Below are 20,262 nucleotides of genomic sequence, written 5' to 3'. Positions count from 1 at the left end.
CATAGGTCTATTCCTTTCGTTGAGGGTTGTCAGTCCTTCAGGAAGGCCGAAACGGTTTCCGTGAAAAGTGTGGCGAGCGGCACAAGTCCGTTGCTCTCCCACAAGGCCAACGAACCGGTGAAAGCGTCAAAATCACAACAGCGGGTCCGGTGCCTTCGTCGGTATGGTAAAGCGGCACACTATCAGAGACTACAGTGCCATCGTCAGCAAGCGCAGCAAAGGGCTGAATAAAAAAAGCGGCAGAGGTCAGGGAGGTAGTGCTCTTCATGCGGCAATATTTCTTTTTGTGAAACTTTGCGGGAGATTGGCGATCTGGCCGAGCGAGACCGAGGCGAGCAGGATCGCCGCGCCGATGGTTTGCTGGGGCGTCAGGGACTGGTCGAGCCAGAGCCATCCCAGCAGAACTGCGGTTAGCGGGCTCATCAGGCCAAGCATCGATACGGCACCAGGTTCAATTCGGGCGACGCCGCGAAACCAGAGCCAATACGTCACCGCCGCACCGATTAGGCCGAGCCAGACAAGCCCCGCCAGATTGATTGGTGTGAGTGGCGGCAGGGTCGGTTCGAAAACAAGCGCCACAGGCAAGAGCAGCAAGCCCCCTGCCGTCAGCTGCCAAGCCGTGAACGTAAGGGCTGGCACAGGTGGTTGCCATTTACGGGACAAAACCGTGCCCAAGGCCATCGACGCGGCTCCGCCCAATCCGGCGGCTATCCCGACAGGATCAAGGGTTGCTTGCGGAACGAGAACGAGAAGTGCGACCCCACCGATGCCCGCAAATGCAGCAAGCACCGAGGCCGGGCGGATGCCTGTGCCGAGCAAGGCGCGCGATAGGCCAAGCACCATTAACGTTTGCGTCGCGCCCAGTGTGGCCGCAACACCGCCCGGAAGACGATAGGCGGCAATGAAAAGCAGCGACCAAAAGATCGCAAAATTGAAAGCACCAAGCAGGAAGACCCGCCCGATCCAGACCCGCGACGGCAGGTTTCGGGTGACCATCAAAAGAAGGAGCCCCGCGGGCAATGCCCTGAGCACCGCGAGCGTCAGCGGAACATCGGCAGGCAGTGACTGCGTCGTGACAAGGTAGGTACTGCCCCAGACTGCCGGGGCGAGCGCGGTGAGAATGGTATCCTTCATGCGGGACATAGCGGGGCTCCTTTTTGGGCCGTTGGCAGCGCGGACGGCTACCAAAGGCGGGGGATCGTAACGGACCGGTCGGGCCATGGTTCAAGACCGATATCGCGCATCAAGCGCGGTGAAAGATCGCGTGGAACGCCGCGCCGGTGACGGCGCGCTTCAGAGCGGGGGGAAGGTTTGCGAAACATCGAATGTGCCTTTCTTCAGTTGGGATTGAGGTGAATTGCGGCGCGGATTTGCGCGCGCAGGTCGTCAAGTGGGCCGTTCACAAGGCGGGTACCCGTTTCGCGAACCACAAGGGCTGGGATTGCACGCACCTGCAAAGCGCGGGCGTGTTGGCGGTCGGCCTCGACGTCGCGCGCTATCGCCGGATCGGTCATCGCCAATGCGAACTGATCGGGATCAAGCCCGACATCCTGAGCAAGTTGCGTGAGTTCCGCAGGGTCGGCGATATTGCGGGCCTCGGACAGGTGCGCAAGCTGGATCCGGTCGAACAGTGTCCAGTGTAGTTCCTGTCCACCTAAAACCTCTGCCGCCTTGCAGGCCAGCGCGGCGGTGTATCCATGCGGATAGTCAAAGTCTGCTTGGCGCATGGCATCGACATCAATCAACTCTGGCTGATCGCTTACGGCGCGGCAGGTGTCCCAGTGGCCAAGGATGGTTTGACGCGCTTCGTCGGGACTTCCCCAACGCACGCGCATTTCGGCAGGACTTGCTTGCAGCACGAAGGTGCGGTGCCGGACGTCGAGATCGAACTCGGAGGTCAACCTGCGCATCCGCGACGAGATATTGAAGCACCAGCAGCAGACGACGTCGTGAAAGAAATCGAGGGTAAGATCGGGTCGGCTGGACATCACGCAACCTCTGCCAAGGACCGCGCCGAACTCAGCGCAACGGCGAGCCGGGCGACATGTGCGCCCTGAAATCGGGCACCGGCAAGATCGGTTTCCGTTGGCTGCAACGCACCGTCCGCCCCGGCAATCGTTCCGGCGCCATAAGGCGCGCCACCGATGATGCCGTCGCGGGTGGTCTGACCGGCAAAAGTGTAAGGCATGCCGGCAATCACCATACCGAAATGCAAAAGCGGGATATGCGAGGACAGCATCGTCGCCTCGTGACCACCATGCTGCGATCCGGTCGAGGCAAACACCGCGCCGACCTTGCCGATCAAAGCATTCTGCGCCCAAAGGCCACCAGCCATATCGAGGAATTGTTTCATTTGGCTTGCCATCATGCCGAACCGTGTCGGCGTGCCAAAAATGATTGCGTCATAATTTGCCATATCGGCGGGGGCAGCCTCGGGCGTATCATCTTCGATAAAGCCGGAGGACTTGCGGATGTGAGCCGGAACGGTTTCGGGCACTCGGCGAATATCGACGATTGCGCCTGTCACTGTTCGCGCACCTTCGGCCTCGGCCTCGGCGAGCGTGCGGACATGGCCGTAGCTGGAGTAGTAAAGAACGAGTATGCGGGTCATGTGATCCTCTTGAGCTGTTTATTTCGTTGCTCAGAGGATGCGCATTTGGCGGCGCTGGATTAACCGGGCTTTGCGCAAATCATATTTTACCGGGCGTAAAGAATGTCAGGGCGCGAGGGTGGCGCGTAGTTGATCGAGAAAGGCCGTGACCTTGGCGTCAGACCCCAGCCGCGAGGCGGTCACGGCGAAAACGTAGCGTGGCGGCAGCTCGTAGTCTGGCAAGACCCGCACAAGTCGCCCATCCGCCTCCGGGATGTCAGATATGAAATCCGGTAGAGCACCGATCCCGAACCCTGCGATCAGCAGATCCTGCAAGACCAAACTTGACCCGACCCTGAGCCGTGGCGCCAGGGTGATCACCTCAGTTCTATCCCGTCCTGTCAGCGTCCAGTGCAGTGCATCGTCAGCGAGCATGTAGGCTGCGGTCGCATGGTCACGTAGCGCCGTCGGCGTCTTTGGTGTGCCGGCCTGCGCAAGATAGTCCGGGCTGGCAAACAGGCGCTGGCGGACAGTGGAAAGCCTGCGCGCAACCAACGCTGAATCCGGTAACTCGGCGCGAATGCGGATCGACAGATCGAACCCACCTTCGATCATGTCGATAACTCGATCATCCAGCGACAGCGTCACTTCAAGATCGGGATGTTGGGTCAGAAATTCAGGTATCAGCGGCGACAGCACAATCTGCCCATAGGAGTTCGGCGCATTGATCCTGAGATTTCCGCGCACCTCGCCTGAATGCCGCCGTATCCGGTCTTCAACCTGTCCGACCGCGTCCAATATCGCCTGAGCCTGATCATAGTAGTGACGTCCATGGTCGGTCAGCGACATGGTGCGTGTGGTCCGAGTGAGAAGCACGCAGCAAAGGCTCTCTTCGAGCAGCTTCACCTCGCGGCTGAGCAGTGCCGATGACACGCCAAGATCCTCGGCTGCGCGAGCGAAATTGCCGCGATCGACGATCCGGCAGAATGCGTTCATGACCGAAAGTTTGTCCATTGCTCAGTATTCTTAGGTCCCGGTTGGGACGGCGTTCCTCTTTTAGTTCCCCAGCATCACTATGCCAGAAGCCGGTCCTGGAATGAACAGTTGCATAGTAACCGTTACAATCCTCTTGAACGGTGAGACAGAAAGCACCCATATAAACGACCGATTTGGATGGCCAAGCATTCGCGATTTGATGCGAGGCCAGGATCATCGGTTGATCACCCCTCGAAAACCATGCAATGCAGCGCTGGCAGCCAAGGGCCGCTATGGATCAAGAGCATCACTATGAGTAGAATGGCCGTACTGTGCGTTTGTCCGCGTTGCAGTCATCCGTGCCGGTTGCGGCGAAGGTCCGGAGTGAGCCCAGAGTCACGGATGCTGGACGCCACCCATACGACCTCAATCCGCGCACAGCCGACGTTCAAAAAAAAGGATTTCTTTCCGAACTCCAATGGCCTGAGCCGGTCTGAGCCATCCCCAACAATCTGAGAACTATAATTGACAACAAGATGAAATGTCTCGACGGCCTGGCGCGCCGCCAAGCTACTAACTGCGTGGCGGCGAGATTTTTTGCGTTGATCACTTCAAAGAAGTGAGACTTCTCGCTCGGTTTGGTGAATGGGCGAGCGTTGCGCGGTAGGCTTCTGCTGCGGCGTCTATCCGTCCGAGGCTGGTCATCAGATCGCCCAAGAGCTCTCGCGCGGGAAGAACGTGACCGGGTGTAACGGGACTTTTGCCGACTTGGTCTTCGATATCCGCGGCTTTAGTTTGATGTGTGACGGCCAGGTCTTCGTTGCCTTCGGCAAATTCGATCCACGCCTCAACGCTTAGAATTTGAGCTTCAGTCAGCTTTGCCCAATAGCCCAGTTTGCGGACGATTAGTGCTTCGTGCAGCGACTTCAATTCGGCAACAGCGGACCGCGCAGTGGCCACGTCATTGCTGCGTGCGGCACCAATACCTTTGGCAAACCACCGCATAGTGACAGCCTGTGGAAACTTGTCCCACGGAATGGACGGGTGCATGTTGGGCGAAAGGGCTGCCGCCTCAGCCCATTTTTCCTGCTCCAGCAAAAGCCGCACAGGGGCCGCTGCCAAAGCAAACGCGCCGCCAAAACTGACTTGATGATTGTCCATTGCCAGCATTTCATTAACTTGCACCTTTGCTTTTTCCGGTTGCCCCAGTTGAAGATAGCCATAGGTCGTATAGTCAACGGCATGGACGTAGTGGGTCTGGATCACATCACCGGAATGCTTCAGTGCCGCCTCGGCTGCGCGACGATTTAGGTTCACGGATTTCGACCAATCTCCGGTTTGCGTGAAAATATGGGCGGGCATATGCAGCGCGTGTGCATCCTCAGGCGCGACCTTGTCGTAGATTTCCGCATAGGGCAGACCACGCTCCTTGAGAGGCGGATTGTCATAGGCGTGGATCGCATAGTGAATGACACCGGGATGATCTGGTGCCCTCGTGTGCAGACCGTCCAGCAGATCGCCGACTTCCGCGTTCACTTTGATGCGGTCCGGACCGCGGGGCGCCGTTGCAAGACGCGCAAGCGCAGCAAGTGCCGCTGCATCTAGGTTGTCGGGGTTCTGTTCGTAGGCCGAATTCTGTGCCGCCGCCCAAGCCGCGAGCCGTAGGGGATAGGTTTCGTGCTCCGGTGCATAAAACGCCATCGCAGCGTCAACAAAGCTCTGCTCAAGGGCGTTGCCTGCGGCTTTGGAGGCCAGTCTTTGCACAGCGTAACGTCCGCGCTGAGTTTCAGCCTCGACTGGACCGCCGGGCCAGAGCGGATGGAAATTCGCCAAGGCAACGCCCCAGTCGGCCATCGCACAGGTGGGGTCAGCCTCTGCGGCACGATTAAAGGCAGCTTCGGCAGCAATATACATCATGTTGTGCAAGAGGCTGAGCCCTTCGTCGACGGCCTCGTCCGCTTGGGCCGTACAAGTCGTTTGTAAGTCCACGTTTTTGGCAATGGCTGCGTATGGCGTGGCGAAGCTGGCCAACAGCGCAGCAAGTGCGACGTGATGGCGTAATTTGGGGTAAGGCATCGTTTTTCTCCCTTGGGTTTCTAAGAGGCGCCCTAATATCTGACGCTAACGAGCGAGATTGGGCGCTATCCGCACCGAACTTGTCTTGAAGAACATTTGAATTTTCTCTGAAATCTGCCGAAAGTGTCATATCGTAAAAGTTGGAGACCTGTTCAGCTATGATCCAAGACGTTGCGACCAGCTCTGAAATGCGCCTTCGTTTGGGATTGGAGGATTACGTTTGGCGTGAGGGTGAATTGCTTGACGCCGCAGGTCATCGAATTCCACTTCGCGCCAAAGCGCTGAGTATGTTTGCCGAGCTTTTGGCCTATCGGGGCCGCGTTCTGAGTAAGGACCAGTTGTCAGAGCTTGTATGGCCGGGAACCGTAGCGACGGACGAAAGCATCGCAAGATGCATCGCTGATATCCGAAAGGCGCTGAAAGACAACGCCTTCGAAATCGTACAAACCTACCCGAAACAAGGCTATAGGCTTAACGTCATTGTTAAGGCGCAAGCCGCTGCTCAGTCGGAAGAAACAAAATTCGAGCCGCCGTCTCTGCATGGGAAAGGTGGCGTTCTGTTCGTTGCAGCTATGGTCTCGGTTGCTGCCATCATTGCTTGGATTTTAGTGCGAGACGACACTGCAATTGACGTCAGTTCAGCCTCCAACGGTACTGCGGTTGATAGCCTGCGCGAGGCGATTGCAATCCTTCCATTCGGAGTCAACTCCGACAGCGACAGATTCCTCGCCAGCGGCTTGTCGGATGATCTCGAAATACATCTGGCTGAAATCTCTGCAATCAAATTGATCTCTAGGGGGCAGGTCTCACTTGTTGCCGATACAGCGCAAGGCCCCGTTGCGCTCGCACGCTCGTTAGACGTACGCTATTTGGTCAAAGGAGATGTCCGCGAAGACAGTGGGGCCATCGCTCTTTCGTTGCGACTGATAGACGGGTCAGACGGTACGACGCTTTGGGCAGACCGATACGAAGGTACGCGCGCGGGGTTGATGGGATTTCGCGACACTTTACCCGAGGCGCTGGTTGGCGCGATGTCCATCGAACTAAATGCACGAGACCAGCAACGTCTGGCGCTCAAAGACACGGATGATCCCATCGCCTTCCAAGAAGTCATGCATGCGCGACAGGAGCTTAGCACCTTCACCTACGAAGGCAGCCTTACCGCTGAGCGTCATTTGCGCCAGGCAATCGCCCGCGACCCCAATTATGCGCGCGCCTATGCTGAGCTTGCGTCAACCTTTGCCATCCGTATGGAAAACAACTGGGTCGTTTTATCCAGCGCGGACGAGGACAAGGCGTTCTATTTTGCCAAAGAGGCGCTTCGGCTGGATGAGGGGCTGTGGTTCGCGCATTACGCGCTTGGGCGGCTTCATTCCATTGCCGAGTCCGGCGACACACAGACTGCGTTGACCCATCTGCGTCAGGCAATGTCACTGCAACCTGCAAACGATGATCCGCGCGCCTATTTCGCCATCGTAACGGCGATGTCAGGCAATTTGGAGGACGGTGCGACGATCCTGAAAAGTGTCATTGCCACCCACCCTCAACCACCTTTTTGGTACCACCTTGGACTGGCCAACGCTCAGTTCCATCTCAAGCAGTACGAAAGCGCGCTGGAAACCGTGCGGGTATGCCTATCACAGATGACAAACAGTCCCTATTGCCTGAGAAACCAAATCGCCGTGCTGGCCCGGCTGGATCGTATCGAGGATGCAGAATGGGCCGCTGAAGAATACGCGATCCTAGGCCACGAAGTTTCTCTAGCGGCGTTGATGCAATCCGCAATAGAAAGCGATCCCGCCCTTCGATCCCACTTGGAAGCGTCCTATCGGTTGGTCGGAATAGATTGATTTGGTAAGAAGTTGCCATCACCAGCACGGTCTTTCCTGTTGGAATAAAGGTGCTTTTCAGTTCCGATTTAGCTTCTCAACAATGGTGCAACGACCATAAGCGCCGTTTGCAGACCTTGGCTCATTTTTTTGATTGGCAGCTTTGTACCGCGTTGCAGCCCTCTGATCGGTGCTTTGGCATGGCTGGAGTTCAATGTCCGCTTAGGGGAAGCTGCAGTGCAGGACCTGAAGCTTCGTTGAAGGTCCGCATAGCGGACACCACCCACGAGGCGGTGCCCTTGCTGCAACATGAAAATTCTTACCCGTCCAGCGCCCTGAGCCTCTTGATCAGCGACGATGTATCCCAACGCCCGCCGCCAATTTTTTGGACGTCCTTGTAGAATTGATCGACCAACGCCGTCACGGGCAGCGATGCGCCGTTCTCGTTGGCGGTATCGAGGCAAATCCCCAGATCCTTGCGCATCCAGTCTACCGCGAAACCGTGGTTGAACTCGTCGTCGATCATGGTCTCGTAGCGGTTTGACATTTGCCACGATCCTGCGGCGCCTTGGGAGATGACCTCAACCACGGCTTTCCCGTCCAATCCGGCTTTATCGGCGAAATGCAGCGCCTCGGACAGACCCTGCACCAGACCAGCGATGCAGATCTGGTTGACCATTTTGGTCAACTGCCCTGCCCCGTTCTCTCCCAGACGTTTGCAGGCCTTGGCGTAGGCGTCGATAATTGGCTCTGCACGGTCATAAGCACCTTGGTCGCCGCCGCACATAACGCCGAGTTGACCGTTCTCGGCCCCGGCTTGGCCGCCGGAGACAGGCGCATCGACAAAGCTGATCTGTTTGGCATCTGCCTCAGCATAAAGTTCACGTGTCACTTTTGCGGACACAGTGGTGTGGTCTACGAAAATCGTGCCAGCAGACATACCAGCGAACGCCCCGTCATCGCCCAAACAGACGGACCGCAAGTCGTCATCATTGCCAACACATGCCATCACGAAATCGGCGCCTTTAGCCGCCTCGCGCGGCGTGTTGGCAAACGGGCCCCCATGCTCGGCCGCCCATTTTTCGGCTTTGGCGGCTGTTCTGTTGTAAACGGTGACCTCGTGGCCAGCTTTCACCAAATGCCCAGCCATCGGGTAGCCCATGACGCCCAATCCCAGAAAACTCACTTTGGCCATGGTGCGGCCCTCCCATTTCAACTGTTTGATTATGCCTGCTAACCGATGTAACGACAGGGGCTGAGGCGTCAATAGCGCGGCGTCAGCAAGGTGGTGCGATGGGTCTGGTTTTCAAATGGTCTTTGCGGCTTTTTATGCTGCTTTCGGCGCTGGCTGGGCTGGCGCTGATGGCGGTGTATTACCTCGCCTCGCGGTCTTTGGTGGATTACAACGCCGACTACACGGTGCCCGCTATTTCCGGTCAGGTTGAGATCATCCGCAACAATTCCGGTGTCCCGCATATTTTCGCTGATGCGGATGAGGACGTCTATTTCGGACTAGGATTTGCGCATGCGCAGGACCGCCTTTGGCAGATGACCATGTTGCGGCGCACGGCCCAAGGGCGGCTGAGCGAGTTGTTCGGGGAACGGACTCTCAATATCGACAAGCTTATCCGCAGGCTTGATCTCTACGGTCTCGCGCAACGCTCGCTGTCGGCACAGGACGCCGATACAATTGCCGCCTTGGAGGCTTACAGTGCGGGCGTGAACGCGTGGCTGCGCACGGTGAACCAAGACGCTTTGGGACGCGGCGCACCGGAGTTTTTTGTTTTCTCGCCGCAGATCGCCCCTTGGCAGCCTGCGGATAGCATTGCTGTCATCAAGATCATGGGCCTGCAACTTTCCGGCCATCTTGAGGAAGAGGTCATTCGGGCGCGTGCGTCGTTGTTGCTTCCAACCGAGCGCCTGCGTGATTTGTTGCCGGACACCCCGGGGCCTGGAATTGCTGCGCTGGATTATGCGGGTTTGATGCAGGGCCTTGATCTGCCGCGCTATGCCGCCAACACCAGCGCGCCAAAAGACCCGCTATCCCCGTTCCCTGAACACGGGCTTGCAGGTGCCTCAAACGCTTTCGCGGCGGCACCGGAGCGGTCTGCCGCAGGCGGAACCTTGCTGGCAAACGACCCGCATTTGGGTTTGTCGGCCCCGTCGATCTGGTATCTGGCGCGGTTGGATTTGTCCTCGGGTGGGGTAATCGGTGGCACCATTCCGGGAATGCCGGTGGTTCTGACGGGCCGATCCGACAAGGTCGGCTGGGGGCTGACCACGGCCTATGTGGATGATCAGGATGTGCTGATCGAAAAGCTGAACCCCGACAACCCAGAGGAATACCTGACGCCGGACGGCTACAAGCCGTTCAAAACCGCACAGTCGATTATCGAGATCAAAGATGCGCAGTCGCAAACACTTACCTTGCGGTGGACCGACAACGGACCAATTCTTCCCGATACGCATTACAATCTTGGTACGATCACTCCTCTGGGGCATGAGGCCGCCTTAAGCTGGACTTTGCTCACGGACAAGGACACATCGATCCAAGCGGCTTTGCGACTGATGCGGGCGAGCAGCGCGGAAGAAGTGATTGCCGCCGCTGCCGAGTATATCGCGCCTGCCCAGAACCTGACGATTGTGGATCAGAACGGGATCGCGTTGAAAACAATCGGCCATATCCCACGCCGAAACCCCGCGCATCAATCGCAGGGGCGGATTCCATCGCCCGGCTGGCTCGCTCAGAATCGCTGGTTGGGGGTTATGCCCTATGCATCGAACCCAGAATTTCAGCGCCCAGCGGGGGGCATTCTGGGGAACACCAACAACAAGGTCATCGAGCGCCCCTTCCCCGACCACGTAAGCTATACCTATGGCGATACGCAGCGCGTGCAGCGCTGGCGGCGGCTGATGCTGAACCGTCAGGTCCACACGCGCGACAGCTTCGTCGAAGCGCAACTGGATACGGTTTCCTTCACCGCGCGGTCGTTGTTGCCGCTAATTGCCGCCGACTTGTGGTTCACCGGCGAAGCCGCACCGGAAGGCACGCCAGAGCGGCAACGTCAGCGTGCGCTGGAACTCATGGCGCAGTGGAATGGCGAGATGTCCGAACACTTGCCAGAGCCGTTGATCTACGCCGCATGGCTACGTGCGCTTCAGTCGCGCCTGATCCGCGATGAGCTGGGCCCGCTTGAAACCGAATTCACCCATGTGGAGCCATTATTCATCGAGCGCGTGTTCCGTAACGCAGACAACGCTGCGGTGTGGTGTGACGTTCTGCAATCTGCACCGGTCGAGACCTGCACCGACATCTCCCGTCAGGCGCTGGATGACGCCCTTGTCTGGCTGAGTGAGAAATACGGCACGGCCATCGAAAGCTGGCGGTGGGGCGACGCCCATGAGGCGACCCATGACCACCAAGTTCTGGGCAGCGTCCCACTGCTGTCGGTCTTTGTGAATATTCGCCAATCCACTTCTGGTGGTGACAACACGTTGCTCCGCGGCCGAACTTCTGGAAAAGGCCCTGAACCGTTCCAGAACGTCCACGCAGCAGGCTATCGCGGGGTCTATGATTTCGGTGATCCCGATAGTTCTCTTTTCGTAATGTCGACTGGCCAATCTGGTCACCCGTTGTCGCGACATTACGATGATCTGGGCGTGCTGTGGCGTCGCGGGGAATATATCCCGATGTCACTGGACCCGGAGCTTGCGCGCGCAGGGGCCGTCGGAACGATTACGCTGGTGCCATCGGGCGAATAGCCAAAGGGCGTCTCGCGCAGTGGCGGCTTGGACAGAGCGGTCAGCCTCGTCAAGTTGCTCTTTCACCCCTATTCAACAATGGCCGTGACGATTGCCGATGCGGCCTTAATCCCTGCGCTATGTAAAGGCTCGGGTAAGTGCCACACCTGCTGTTGCCGAAACGCCCGTCAGAACAGTTCCCCATATCAGGTCGGTGGCAACCATCGTCCAACTCCAACCTTTCATCACCGCAAGCGACGTGAACTCATATGTGCCGTACCCGAGCGCGCCCAAGAACGCGGCCGATCCAAAGACCCATAGCAGGGATTTGTCGCCTGAGAGCGCAGGCACCGAGACGAACCACAAAAGGCCGATGATGTAGAAGGCATAGAACATGAGGGCCGGACCGAAGCGCGGCTGATCTAGCAGCAGATCGGGTATATATCGCTCGAAGGTGGGCTTGATTAAATAGCTGAGTCCTACGTAATCAAGGGCCAGAAAGATGGCGAACGTGCTTCCGTATAGGATTAGATACGTGCCGGTCATGGGAATGCTCCTCTTGCGTTATACACGCATATAGGCCGCGATTTGCTCAAGGCGACGGTCAGAGCTTTTCGAACTGGCCTTTTTGGGTCGCATTCCACGTGACTGTAAGCTTGAAGCCGGTTTCGGTCTGCTCCTCGCTGTCGACAACCTCTTGCCCGAACAGCCAAGCGCGCGCTTTGCCGTCAGCGAAGCCAAGTTCAAGGATCTCTGTGGTGGAACCCGCTCGCAGCAATGTGGATACTGCATCAAGCAGCGTATCGATGCCGGCACCGCTGATGGCAGAGGTCAGGAAGATCTGGTCGTTGCGGTCTGCCTTGTTCGTCGCCGTTTCCAACGCGTCCGCGCTCAGCTGGTCGGACTTGTTCCAGACCTCCAGCACCGGCACATCTTTGTCGACGCCCAAATCAGCCATGATCAGCCGAACATCTCGCGCCTGTCCTTCAGATTCAGGATGCGAAATATCGCGGACATGAAGCACCAGATCAGCGCTCAGCACCTCTTCCAATGTTGCGCGGAAGGCCGCGACAAGCTGGGTTGGCAGGTCCGAGATGAATCCCACAGTGTCGGACATTATAATTTCTAGCCCGTCCGGCAACTCGACCGAACGCATGGTTGGATCCAGCGTGGCAAAGAGCATGTCCTTAACGAACACCTCTGCGCCCGTCAGCCGGTTGAACAACGTGGACTTGCCTGCGTTGGTATAGCCAACAAGCGCCACAACCGGATACGGCACCTTTGCGCGCGCGGCGCGGTGCAATTCGCGGGTTTTGACGGTTTTCTCTAGCTGGCGGCGGATGCGTACGATGGCGTCGTCGATGGCGCGGCGGTCGGCCTCGATCTGGGTCTCCCCTGGCCCGCCAACAAATCCCAAACCACCGCGTTGGCGCTCCAAGTGTGTCCAAGCGCGAACCAGACGCGTGCGCTGATAGCTGAGGGCGGCCAGTTCAACCTGCAACACACCTTCGCGTGTCGCCGCACGGTCGGAAAAGATTTCAAGGATCAGGCCGGTGCGGTCGAGGATTTTGACACCCCATTCCTTTTCCAGATTGCGCTGCTGCACCGGAGAGACAGGGCCGTCGATCAGGACCAGCTCGACCTCGGCCTCTTTCAGGCGGGTCTTCAACTCGGCAATCTTGCCAGTGCCAAACAGTGTGCCTGCTTTGACCTTTGGCAAAGGCACAATCTCAGAGCCCGCGACTTCAAGTCCGGGCAAGGCGTCTGCAAGCGAGACAGCCTCAGACAGTGCAAAGCTCGGAAGCCTGCGTGCCTTTATATCTTTGATGTCGGGGTGGATCACCCAAGCGCGGGTGAGGCCAGCCTCTTCGGTTTCAAGAATTACTCTTCACCGTCATAAAGGTTGATGGGCTGCGATGGCATAATCGTAGAGATCGCATGCTTATAGACCAGCTGCGACTGACCATCACGACGTAGCAAGACACAGAAGTTATCAAACCAAGTGATGACGCCCTGCAATTTGACGCCGTTGATCAAAAAGATCGTCACCGGAATCTTCGTTTTCCGGACATTATTCAGAAATGCATCTTGAAGGTTTTGCTTATCAGCGGCCATTTTTTATTGCCTTTTTTCTTGCGCTTGCTGTGCGAGTGCCAATGAATTTGACACACTGTCCCTGATGAATTCGCAGTATGTCTTGGGATTTATTTGAGGTCCAGCCCCGAAATAGAGGTTTTCCCGCAGGTTTACGCCTATCGTCGCCAGAAGTCAGGGTTGAACAAGGCGATGATTGCGAGCGTCTCCATCCGCCCCAATACCATGGCGCCGATTAGAATGGCTTTGGCCTCTGTGCCAAGATCCGCGTAGTTGGCGCCGTTATCCAGAGCGACATTGACCAAAGGACCTGTGGTTGACAGCGCCGAGATCGCAAAGATCACCGCTTCGTCGAAGCGAAGCCCCGCAAAGGCCAGAGCCACAACAACACCGGCAATCGACAGGGCGAACAGCATGAAAAATATCCACGCGATGAATGCGCCTTCCCGACGCATCCCGCGCCCAATTCGCCCCCCTCCGCCGACCGAAGACGGGTGAACAAGCCGCTCCATCTCGCGCAACCCGTGTTTGTAGAGCGCATAGAACCGAAGCAATTTGACGCCGCCAGCGGTCGTGGCAACGCCCCCGCCCATGATAGCAAGGCCGGCCAGAACCAGACCCGGAGTCGGGAGCGCCGACCAATCCCGCGCAGCCTCCCAATCAGTGGAGACGAAGCCAGTGGTTGTCAGGAATGAAAATACGGTGAAGGTCGCCCCCCAGTATGCCTTTAAGGACGCCAGCACGTCAGCCTCTTCGTTCACTTCAATCGCACCGATGAAATGGCGGAACCAGAGGACCAGCGGTACGATGATGACGAAGGACAGCGCCACCCGCATCTCGGGGTCATTTCTGAGGCTGGGAAAATAGTGCTTGTCGAAAGGCAGCGAGATTACCTGCCGCGTCACTGCAAGGATCAGGAAGGCAAAGATCACCACCTCTGCGGGGATTGAAATCCCCATATCGACCATTGATTTGAGCGGCAGGATGCCACTCGTGGACATGGTCGCCAGCGCGATCATCAAGCCGTGAAAGCTTCCGGTGCCGCTGGTCACCTGAAGCAGCCATATCACCAGAGTGAAGGACACGTAAATGGGCAGAATTTTTGCTGTGTATCGCGCGATACGCAGGTTTGGCTCTGTCGCTTTGGCAAGCTGCGCACCAGAACCGGGTCGTCCACCACTTGACGCAGTGGGGCGCATAACTTCAAACCCACCCAATGTCATCGGGGCCAGAACCGCCACGGCGGACAGGATCACGAGAAAGCCACCCATCCAGCCAACCACGCCGCGCCAAAGATGGATCGGGTCAGGCACAATGCGCGGTGTATCAAGGATCGACGCGCCTGTTGTGGTGATGCTTGAGACCATTTCAAAATAGGCATTGAAGAATGACATTGACGGCCGCGCTTCGTGAAGCGGGATCGCGAGCATCACGGGCAGCACCAGATAGGTCGCCACCAATGTTAGCAACTGGCTGCGCGCGACGTTACGCACCGGCTGTTGATACGTCGCAAGCCCGACTAGCACTGCCAACACGCCAAACAGGATGGCGCCGTAGAAGAACGGTTGCGCCACACGGTGCTGGCCAAGGGCCAAAGCGTGGATCGCAGGGATTAGCATGGCAACGGCCCCTGTCCCCATCAACTGCACAACCAAGGGCAACCGAAGCACCACAGGGAGTTTCGAGGCTGGAGGACCCTGCATCATGATCAGAAGAAGTCGACCGAGACCTGCAACAGCCGCTCGACCTCTGGGACGTCGGCGGTCAGCGCGAAGATCACGATGATATCGCCTTCCTCAACGCGTGTGCCGCCTTCGGGCCGCACAACTTTGGAGCCCTTTTGGATAGCTCCGACCAACACGCCTTCCGGGAAGCTGATGTCGCGTATGCGCTGCCCCGAGATTGGTGACGTGGACAGAACTTGCGCTTCAATCACCTCGGCCTCAGCGTCGCCGATGGAATAGATCTGTCGCACGCGCCCGTGACGGATGTGGCGCAGGATCGATGACACGGTGGTCGCGCGCGGGTTGATGTAAGCGTCGACATTTAACGGCTCCATCAACGGAACCAAGGTCGGGTCGTTCACCAAAGCGATTGCCATCGGGCAGCCTTCGGCCTTGGCGCGCACGGCGGCCAGCAAATTGGTCTTATCATCATCTGTGACACAAAGCACCGCGTCAGCGCGCGAGATATTCGCCTCGGCCAAGAGGTCGGCGCTTAGACCGTCACCGTGAAGCACGATTGTCCGCTCCAGTGCGTTGGCGGCCCGTTCTGCGATCGTGCGGCTTTTCTCGATAACTTTGCAGCGAATGCGGTCGGTGCGCGCTTCGAGCGCCTGTGCCACGGCAAGGCCGACATTGCCGCCGCCGATAATCACTACACGTTCCTGTTTGGATTGGGTTTTACCAAATATCTCCATCGCCCGCGGAACATCTTCACGGTGGGCGCAAACATAGACCTGATCGCCATCAAACAGCTGATCACCTGGATCAGGTGCGAACATCGATCCTTCGCGTCTAACACCCACGACCACCGCACGCAGGGTTGAGAACAGTTCTGTTAGCTGCCGCAACGGGGTGTTGAGAACAGGGCAGTCTTCTTCAAGCTGAATGCCCAAAAGCTGAGCTTGGCCGGACAGGAAGCTTTCAGTGTCGAACGCTGCCGGATCTGCAAGCCGTTGCAATGCGGCCTCCGCCACTTCCTTTTCAGGGCTGATCACGACATCGATCGGCATGTGGTCGCGTCGGTAGAGGTCGGAATAGATCGCCGTGAGATAGCTTTGCGACCGAAGCCGCGCGATTTTTCGAGGAACCGAAAATGCCGAGTGTGCCACCTGACAGGTGACCATATTAACCTCGTCTGAATGGGTCGCTGCGATAATCATATCCGCATCGCGTGCGCCAGCCCGATCCAGCACGTCCGGGTAACTGGCAAAACCGGTAATTCCCTGAACGTCCAGCGTTTCAGTGGCGCGGGCCACCAGTTCTGGGTTGTTGTCGACGACGGTGACGTCGTTTTTCTCGCTCGACAGGTGGCGGGCAATTTGCCAGCCGACCTGACCCGCTCCGCAGATGATGACTTTCATCGGATTAACCCCGGTTCATTCGAGTGTTTAGCCATGGCAGATGGCCGCGAGGCGGTCAATTGGATAGCGCCCCGCAGTCTAGCCCGCATCGTCATTCGGAGCCGGTGGCTGCCATATCATCATCTTGCACTTGTGCGATCCGCGCACCTGCCTTGTTCGAGGTCACGACGCCCAAAGACTTTAGCTTCCGGTGCAGTGCTGACCGCTCCATGCCGACGAAAGCTGCCGTGCGGGAGATGTTTCCACCAAACCTGTTAATCTGCGTCATCAGGTATTCACGCTCGAATAGTTCGCGCGCCTCGCGCAATGGCAGGGTCGCAATATTACCGCCGATGCTGACACCGCTGTCACTCTCGGGCGCACCTTCGCTTTGAGGAAGCTCCTTAGCTTCGATGTCGCCTTTGTCCGGGCCAAGGATCAGCACACGCTCGATCACATTCTTTAGCTGACGGATGTTGCCGGGCCACTGCATCGTTTGCAGCAAAGTGATCGCATCATCGGTGAGTTTGCGGAGGGGCAAGCCTTGCGCCTTGTTGAAGCTGTCGATGAAATGCTCGGCAAGTGTCGGGATATCCTCGCGTCTGTCCTCCAGACCGGGCACCGCAATTGGAACCACATTCAGGCGGTGGTACAGCTCTTCGCGGAAGGTGCCCGCGCCGATTGCTTGGTTCAGATCGCGATTTGTTGAAGAGATCACCCGCAAGTCCACCCGAACTTTGTCATTGCCTCCTACACGCTGGAATTGTTGCTCCACAAGAACGCGCAGGATTTTGGATTGCGTGCCCAAGGGCATGTCAGCGACTTCGTCAAAGAAGATGATACCGCCATGTGCTTGCTCGAGCAGACCGGGTTCGACCCCGCGCTCTTTGCTTTCGCGACCAAAGAGGACTTCTTCCATCCGCTCTGGCTCAACGGTGGCACAGTTAACGGTGATAAACGGCGCGTGCGCACGGTTGGAGTTGGAATGAATGTAGTGGGCGGCCACATCCTTCCCTGCCCCAGCACCGCCAGTGAGCATGACGCGTCCATTCGAGCCAGTGACCTTGTCGAGTTGGGCCTGTAATCCCTTAAAGGCAGAGCTTTCGCCGATCATTTCAGCCGACGCAACCTCGCCACGTTTAAGCTGGTTGTTCTCGCGGCGTAGGCGCGATGTTTCCATCGCGCGGGTGATGACAACCATCAACTGGTCAATGTTGAAGGGCTTTTCGATGAAGTCATAAGCCCCTTGTTTGATCGCTGCGACGGCGATCTCGATATTGCCGTGACCCGAGATTATGACCACCGGCACGTCTGGATTGTCCCGCTTCACATGCTTGAGGATATCGATCCCGTCCATGGCACTGTCTTTGAGCCAAATGTCGAGGATCATCAGTGCCGGAGGCTCTGAATTGATCTCGGCCATGCAGGCCTCGGAAGTGCCTGCAAGACGGGTGGTGAAACCTTCATCTTTGAGAATGTCCGAGATCAACTCCCGGATGTCTCTTTCATCGTCCACGATCAGAATATCGCCCATATTTCTGCTCCTTAAAGTAGGCCTGTCAGGCCACGTTCTTGCGTTTGGCGGCCGTCAGGCGCGGCAGTTTTACAACCGCCATTGCGCCACGATGGCCCGTGTGGTCAAAAGGATCGGCGTCGCGCAGCACAAGGCTGCCGCCGTGTTCTTCGATAATTTTCTTCACAATTGGCAGGCCAAGGCCGGTGCCCTTCGCTCGGGTGGTCACGTAAGGCTCGAAGAGCCGCGCACGGTCTTCCGGAAGCCCGATGCCATTGTCTGAAATGGTTAGGGTGACGTCCTTACCTGACGTGTTGACCGAAAGCCGGATTTCAGGCGAATGGCCTTCATGTGCACCGGTTTCCTGATAGCTTTCGATGGCTTCGCCGGCATTCTTGATCAAGTTGGTCAGCGCCTGCCCAATCATGGTTTGATCTAGTTCGGACAGGATTTCAGCCTCGCTGCTTTCAAGGGTGATTTCCACGCCGGGTTGGCCAGATTGCTGGAGCACCACCGCGTCGCGGACCAATTTCATGAGGTCGATTTCGCGAAGCTCCGGCTCTGGCATCCGCGCAAATTTGGAAAATTCATCGACAATGCGGCGTAGGTCATTGGTCTGGCGGATGATCACATCGGTGTATTGCTCAAGGCTCTCAAGTTCGTCACCGGCCAGAGGCGTGAATTTGCGCTTCAGTCGCTCGGCCGAGAGCTGGATTGGTGTCAGCGGGTTCTTGATCTCATGCGCGATCCGACGCGCGACATCTCCCCACGCCGCCATTTTTTGTGCACTCACCAATTCTGACACATCGTCAAAGGCAAGCACGTAGCCTTCGAGGTTGCCGTTTTCTGATGTTCGTGTGGCGATCCTCACCAGCAGGCTTTCAAGCTGTCCGCGGCGAGTGAGTTTGACCTCTTCTTGAGCGGTTTCAGCGCCTGTATCTGCCAGAAGGGCTAGAAGAGAGGCAAATTCCGGAACAGCCTCCACAAGGTCATGCGCAACCTCTTCGCCGTCCTCCAAATCGAGCAGTCTCAAGGCAGAGCGGTTCATGAAAGTGATCTTGTTGTCCGCATCAAGGCCAATTACGCCCGCAGTGACAGAGGACAGCACGGAATCGAACAAGCGGCGGCGGCGTTCGATCTGCTCGGTGTTGCTAAGTAGGGTTTCGCGCTGGACCTTAAGTTCGCGCGTCATCTGGTTGAAAAGACGACCTAAAAGAGCGATTTCATCACCGCTTTTGGCCTCGATCACCTGCACGTCCAGATCACCTGCGCCAACACGTTGTGCGGCGCTGGCCAATTGCCCCACAGGTCGCGCCAGCCGCTCAGCGAACCAAAGTCCGAGCCATATAGCGGCGAGGATCAAGATCAGCGCGAAGCCTAGGTAAATCAGGCCAAATTCAAACAGCAACTTGCCGCGATCGTTCTCAAGTTGCTGATACAAGCGAACGGTCTCTTGTGTTTGATCCAAAAGGCTCAGGATCTCGCCATCCACGGTGCGGCTGATATAAAGGTAGCGATCCGGATAGGCCGTTAGCAGCAGAAGCGCTCGGAATTCGTTGTTCGGCCAGTCCTCGATGACTACGGGCCGATTGCTTTGGGCTTGCTCAAACGCGACTTCTGGAATCGGTTCGAAATCAAAGCGGTAGGATCGATTGCCACGCGCTTTCAAATTTCCGGCGCCATCGACGATAAATGCTTCCTTCAGGCCGCGTTGCACTTGCTCTTGGGCTTGGGTCAGGACCTGTCGAAGGTCGGAATCGGAAATAAAATTAGTGGTTTGCTTGGCGATGTTCATGTAGCCAGCAAGGCGCACGGCGTCGTCGCTAAGGTCGTCGCGTTGCTTTTGCTCATAGGCCTGCGCGGCTGAAAGTGAAGTGCCTACCACGTTACGCACACGGTCGGAAAACCAACCTTCCAGACCAAAATTCAGCGTCACGACTGCGAAGACAGCAACCAGCACTGTAGGGATGAGCGCCACGAGTGCGAAAACCCCTGTGAGGCGCAAATGCAACTGGGACCCAGCGGAATTGGCGCGGCGCGAAGCGACGATCTTGCCGACCTTTTGGGCGACCAAAGTCGCTACAACCAAGACATAAACCAAATCCGCTAGGAGGATCAGCCGAATGCCGCTTGATGTGGGGTCTAATTCGAACGGGCCGAGGCCCAAATAGGTCAGCACGGCAAGCACAGGGCCAAGCACCACAAGGCCAAGCGTCGCGATGTTTTGCACCCGACGTTGCTTCCGCAACCGATTCAGCCTGTCCCAAGACGCAGTGCGACCATGGGAACCCATAGGGGATTTCATCTGCTTTTTTACCGCCTTGCCACGTCTTGTTGATGTGATCGTTGACCCGTCCATGCGGCCCAATCGTCACGGTGA

The 20,262-nt window shown here is 57.4% G+C and carries 15 protein-coding genes; 2 read left to right on the top strand and 13 right to left on the bottom strand.

The window, feature by feature from the left end; genetic code table 11:
- Positions 1-264 precede the first annotated feature (264 nt).
- The 5 genes from BM352_RS12530 to BM352_RS12510 form a co-directional block, all read right to left on the bottom strand.
- Positions 265-1,143 carry an EamA family transporter gene (locus tag BM352_RS12530; protein ID WP_090217309.1) on the bottom strand — a complete coding sequence of 293 codons (879 nt, stop codon included), beginning with the start codon at positions 1,141-1,143 and terminating at the stop codon, positions 265-267.
- 194 nt (positions 1,144-1,337) lie between these two features.
- Positions 1,338-1,988 carry a DsbA family oxidoreductase gene (locus BM352_RS12525; RefSeq protein ID WP_090217306.1) on the bottom strand — a complete coding sequence of 217 codons (651 nt, stop codon included), beginning with the start codon at positions 1,986-1,988 and terminating at the stop codon, positions 1,338-1,340.
- Positions 1,988-2,611: an NAD(P)H:quinone oxidoreductase gene (gene wrbA / locus BM352_RS12520; RefSeq protein WP_090217304.1), complete on the bottom strand. Its 624-nt coding sequence runs from the start codon at positions 2,609-2,611 to the stop codon at positions 1,988-1,990. The genes BM352_RS12525 and wrbA overlap by 1 nt, the downstream gene beginning before the upstream one ends.
- A 105-nt stretch (positions 2,612-2,716) precedes the next feature.
- On the bottom strand, positions 2,717-3,604 hold the full coding sequence (locus BM352_RS12515) for a LysR family transcriptional regulator (protein WP_090217301.1): 888 nt from the start codon (positions 3,602-3,604) through the stop codon (positions 2,717-2,719).
- Between the two features lie 567 nt (positions 3,605-4,171).
- A complete protein-coding gene (locus BM352_RS12510; protein ID WP_090217299.1) occupies positions 4,172-5,641 on the bottom strand; it encodes a tetratricopeptide repeat protein in 1,470 nt (489 codons plus the stop codon).
- Positions 5,642-5,799: 158 nt separating this feature from the next.
- Here BM352_RS12510 and BM352_RS12505 point away from each other — a divergent pair, with 158 nt between their 5' ends.
- Entirely contained in the window at positions 5,800-7,491 is a 1,692-nt protein-coding gene (locus BM352_RS12505; RefSeq protein ID WP_090217297.1) for a winged helix-turn-helix domain-containing tetratricopeptide repeat protein, read from the top strand.
- A gap of 298 nt (positions 7,492-7,789) precedes the next feature.
- Here the strand turns inward: BM352_RS12505 and BM352_RS12500 are convergent, their stop codons facing one another.
- Complete coding sequence (locus BM352_RS12500; protein ID WP_090217295.1) at positions 7,790-8,665, bottom strand: NAD(P)-dependent oxidoreductase; 876 nt, start codon at positions 8,663-8,665, stop codon at positions 7,790-7,792.
- 98 nt (positions 8,666-8,763) lie between these two features.
- Here BM352_RS12500 and BM352_RS12495 point away from each other — a divergent pair, with 98 nt between their 5' ends.
- Entirely contained in the window at positions 8,764-11,232 is a 2,469-nt protein-coding gene (locus BM352_RS12495) for a penicillin acylase family protein (protein ID WP_090217293.1), read from the top strand.
- A 117-nt stretch (positions 11,233-11,349) separates the two neighbouring features.
- Here the strand turns inward: BM352_RS12495 and BM352_RS12490 are convergent, their stop codons facing one another.
- From BM352_RS12490 to BM352_RS12460, 7 genes are all read right to left on the bottom strand, one after another.
- Complete coding sequence (locus BM352_RS12490; protein WP_090217291.1) at positions 11,350-11,757, bottom strand: DUF2177 family protein; 408 nt, start codon at positions 11,755-11,757, stop codon at positions 11,350-11,352.
- Positions 11,758-11,815: 58 nt separating this feature from the next.
- Positions 11,816-13,054 carry a GTPase HflX gene (gene hflX, locus BM352_RS12485; protein ID WP_245780986.1) on the bottom strand — a complete coding sequence of 413 codons (1,239 nt, stop codon included), beginning with the start codon at positions 13,052-13,054 and terminating at the stop codon, positions 11,816-11,818.
- Between the two features lie 38 nt (positions 13,055-13,092).
- Positions 13,093-13,326, bottom strand: coding sequence for an RNA chaperone Hfq (gene hfq, locus BM352_RS12480; RefSeq protein ID WP_090217286.1), 234 nt, complete (start codon positions 13,324-13,326; stop codon positions 13,093-13,095).
- A 137-nt stretch (positions 13,327-13,463) separates the two neighbouring features.
- A complete protein-coding gene (locus BM352_RS12475) occupies positions 13,464-15,011 on the bottom strand; it encodes a TrkH family potassium uptake protein (protein WP_245780985.1) in 1,548 nt (515 codons plus the stop codon).
- Positions 15,012-15,013: 2 nt separating this feature from the next.
- Positions 15,014-16,390, bottom strand: a complete 1,377-nt coding sequence (gene trkA, locus BM352_RS12470) for a Trk system potassium transporter TrkA (protein ID WP_090217285.1) — start codon at positions 16,388-16,390, stop codon at positions 15,014-15,016.
- A gap of 91 nt (positions 16,391-16,481) precedes the next feature.
- The gene (gene ntrX, locus BM352_RS12465) at positions 16,482-17,903 is read right to left on the bottom strand and encodes a nitrogen assimilation response regulator NtrX (protein ID WP_090217283.1); all 1,422 of its coding nucleotides are present in this window, start codon (positions 17,901-17,903) and stop codon (positions 16,482-16,484) included.
- A gap of 25 nt (positions 17,904-17,928) precedes the next feature.
- The gene (locus BM352_RS12460) at positions 17,929-20,175 is read right to left on the bottom strand and encodes a sensor histidine kinase NtrY-like (protein WP_090217281.1); all 2,247 of its coding nucleotides are present in this window, start codon (positions 20,173-20,175) and stop codon (positions 17,929-17,931) included.
- Positions 20,176-20,262 lie beyond the last annotated feature (87 nt).

Origin of the sequence: Litoreibacter janthinus (assembly GCF_900111945.1) — a bacterium.
Taxonomy (GTDB): domain Bacteria; phylum Pseudomonadota; class Alphaproteobacteria; order Rhodobacterales; family Rhodobacteraceae; genus Litoreibacter; species Litoreibacter janthinus.
The sequence above is the reverse complement of the archived record's forward strand: the minus strand, read 5'-3'. Positions and strand labels throughout refer to the sequence as shown.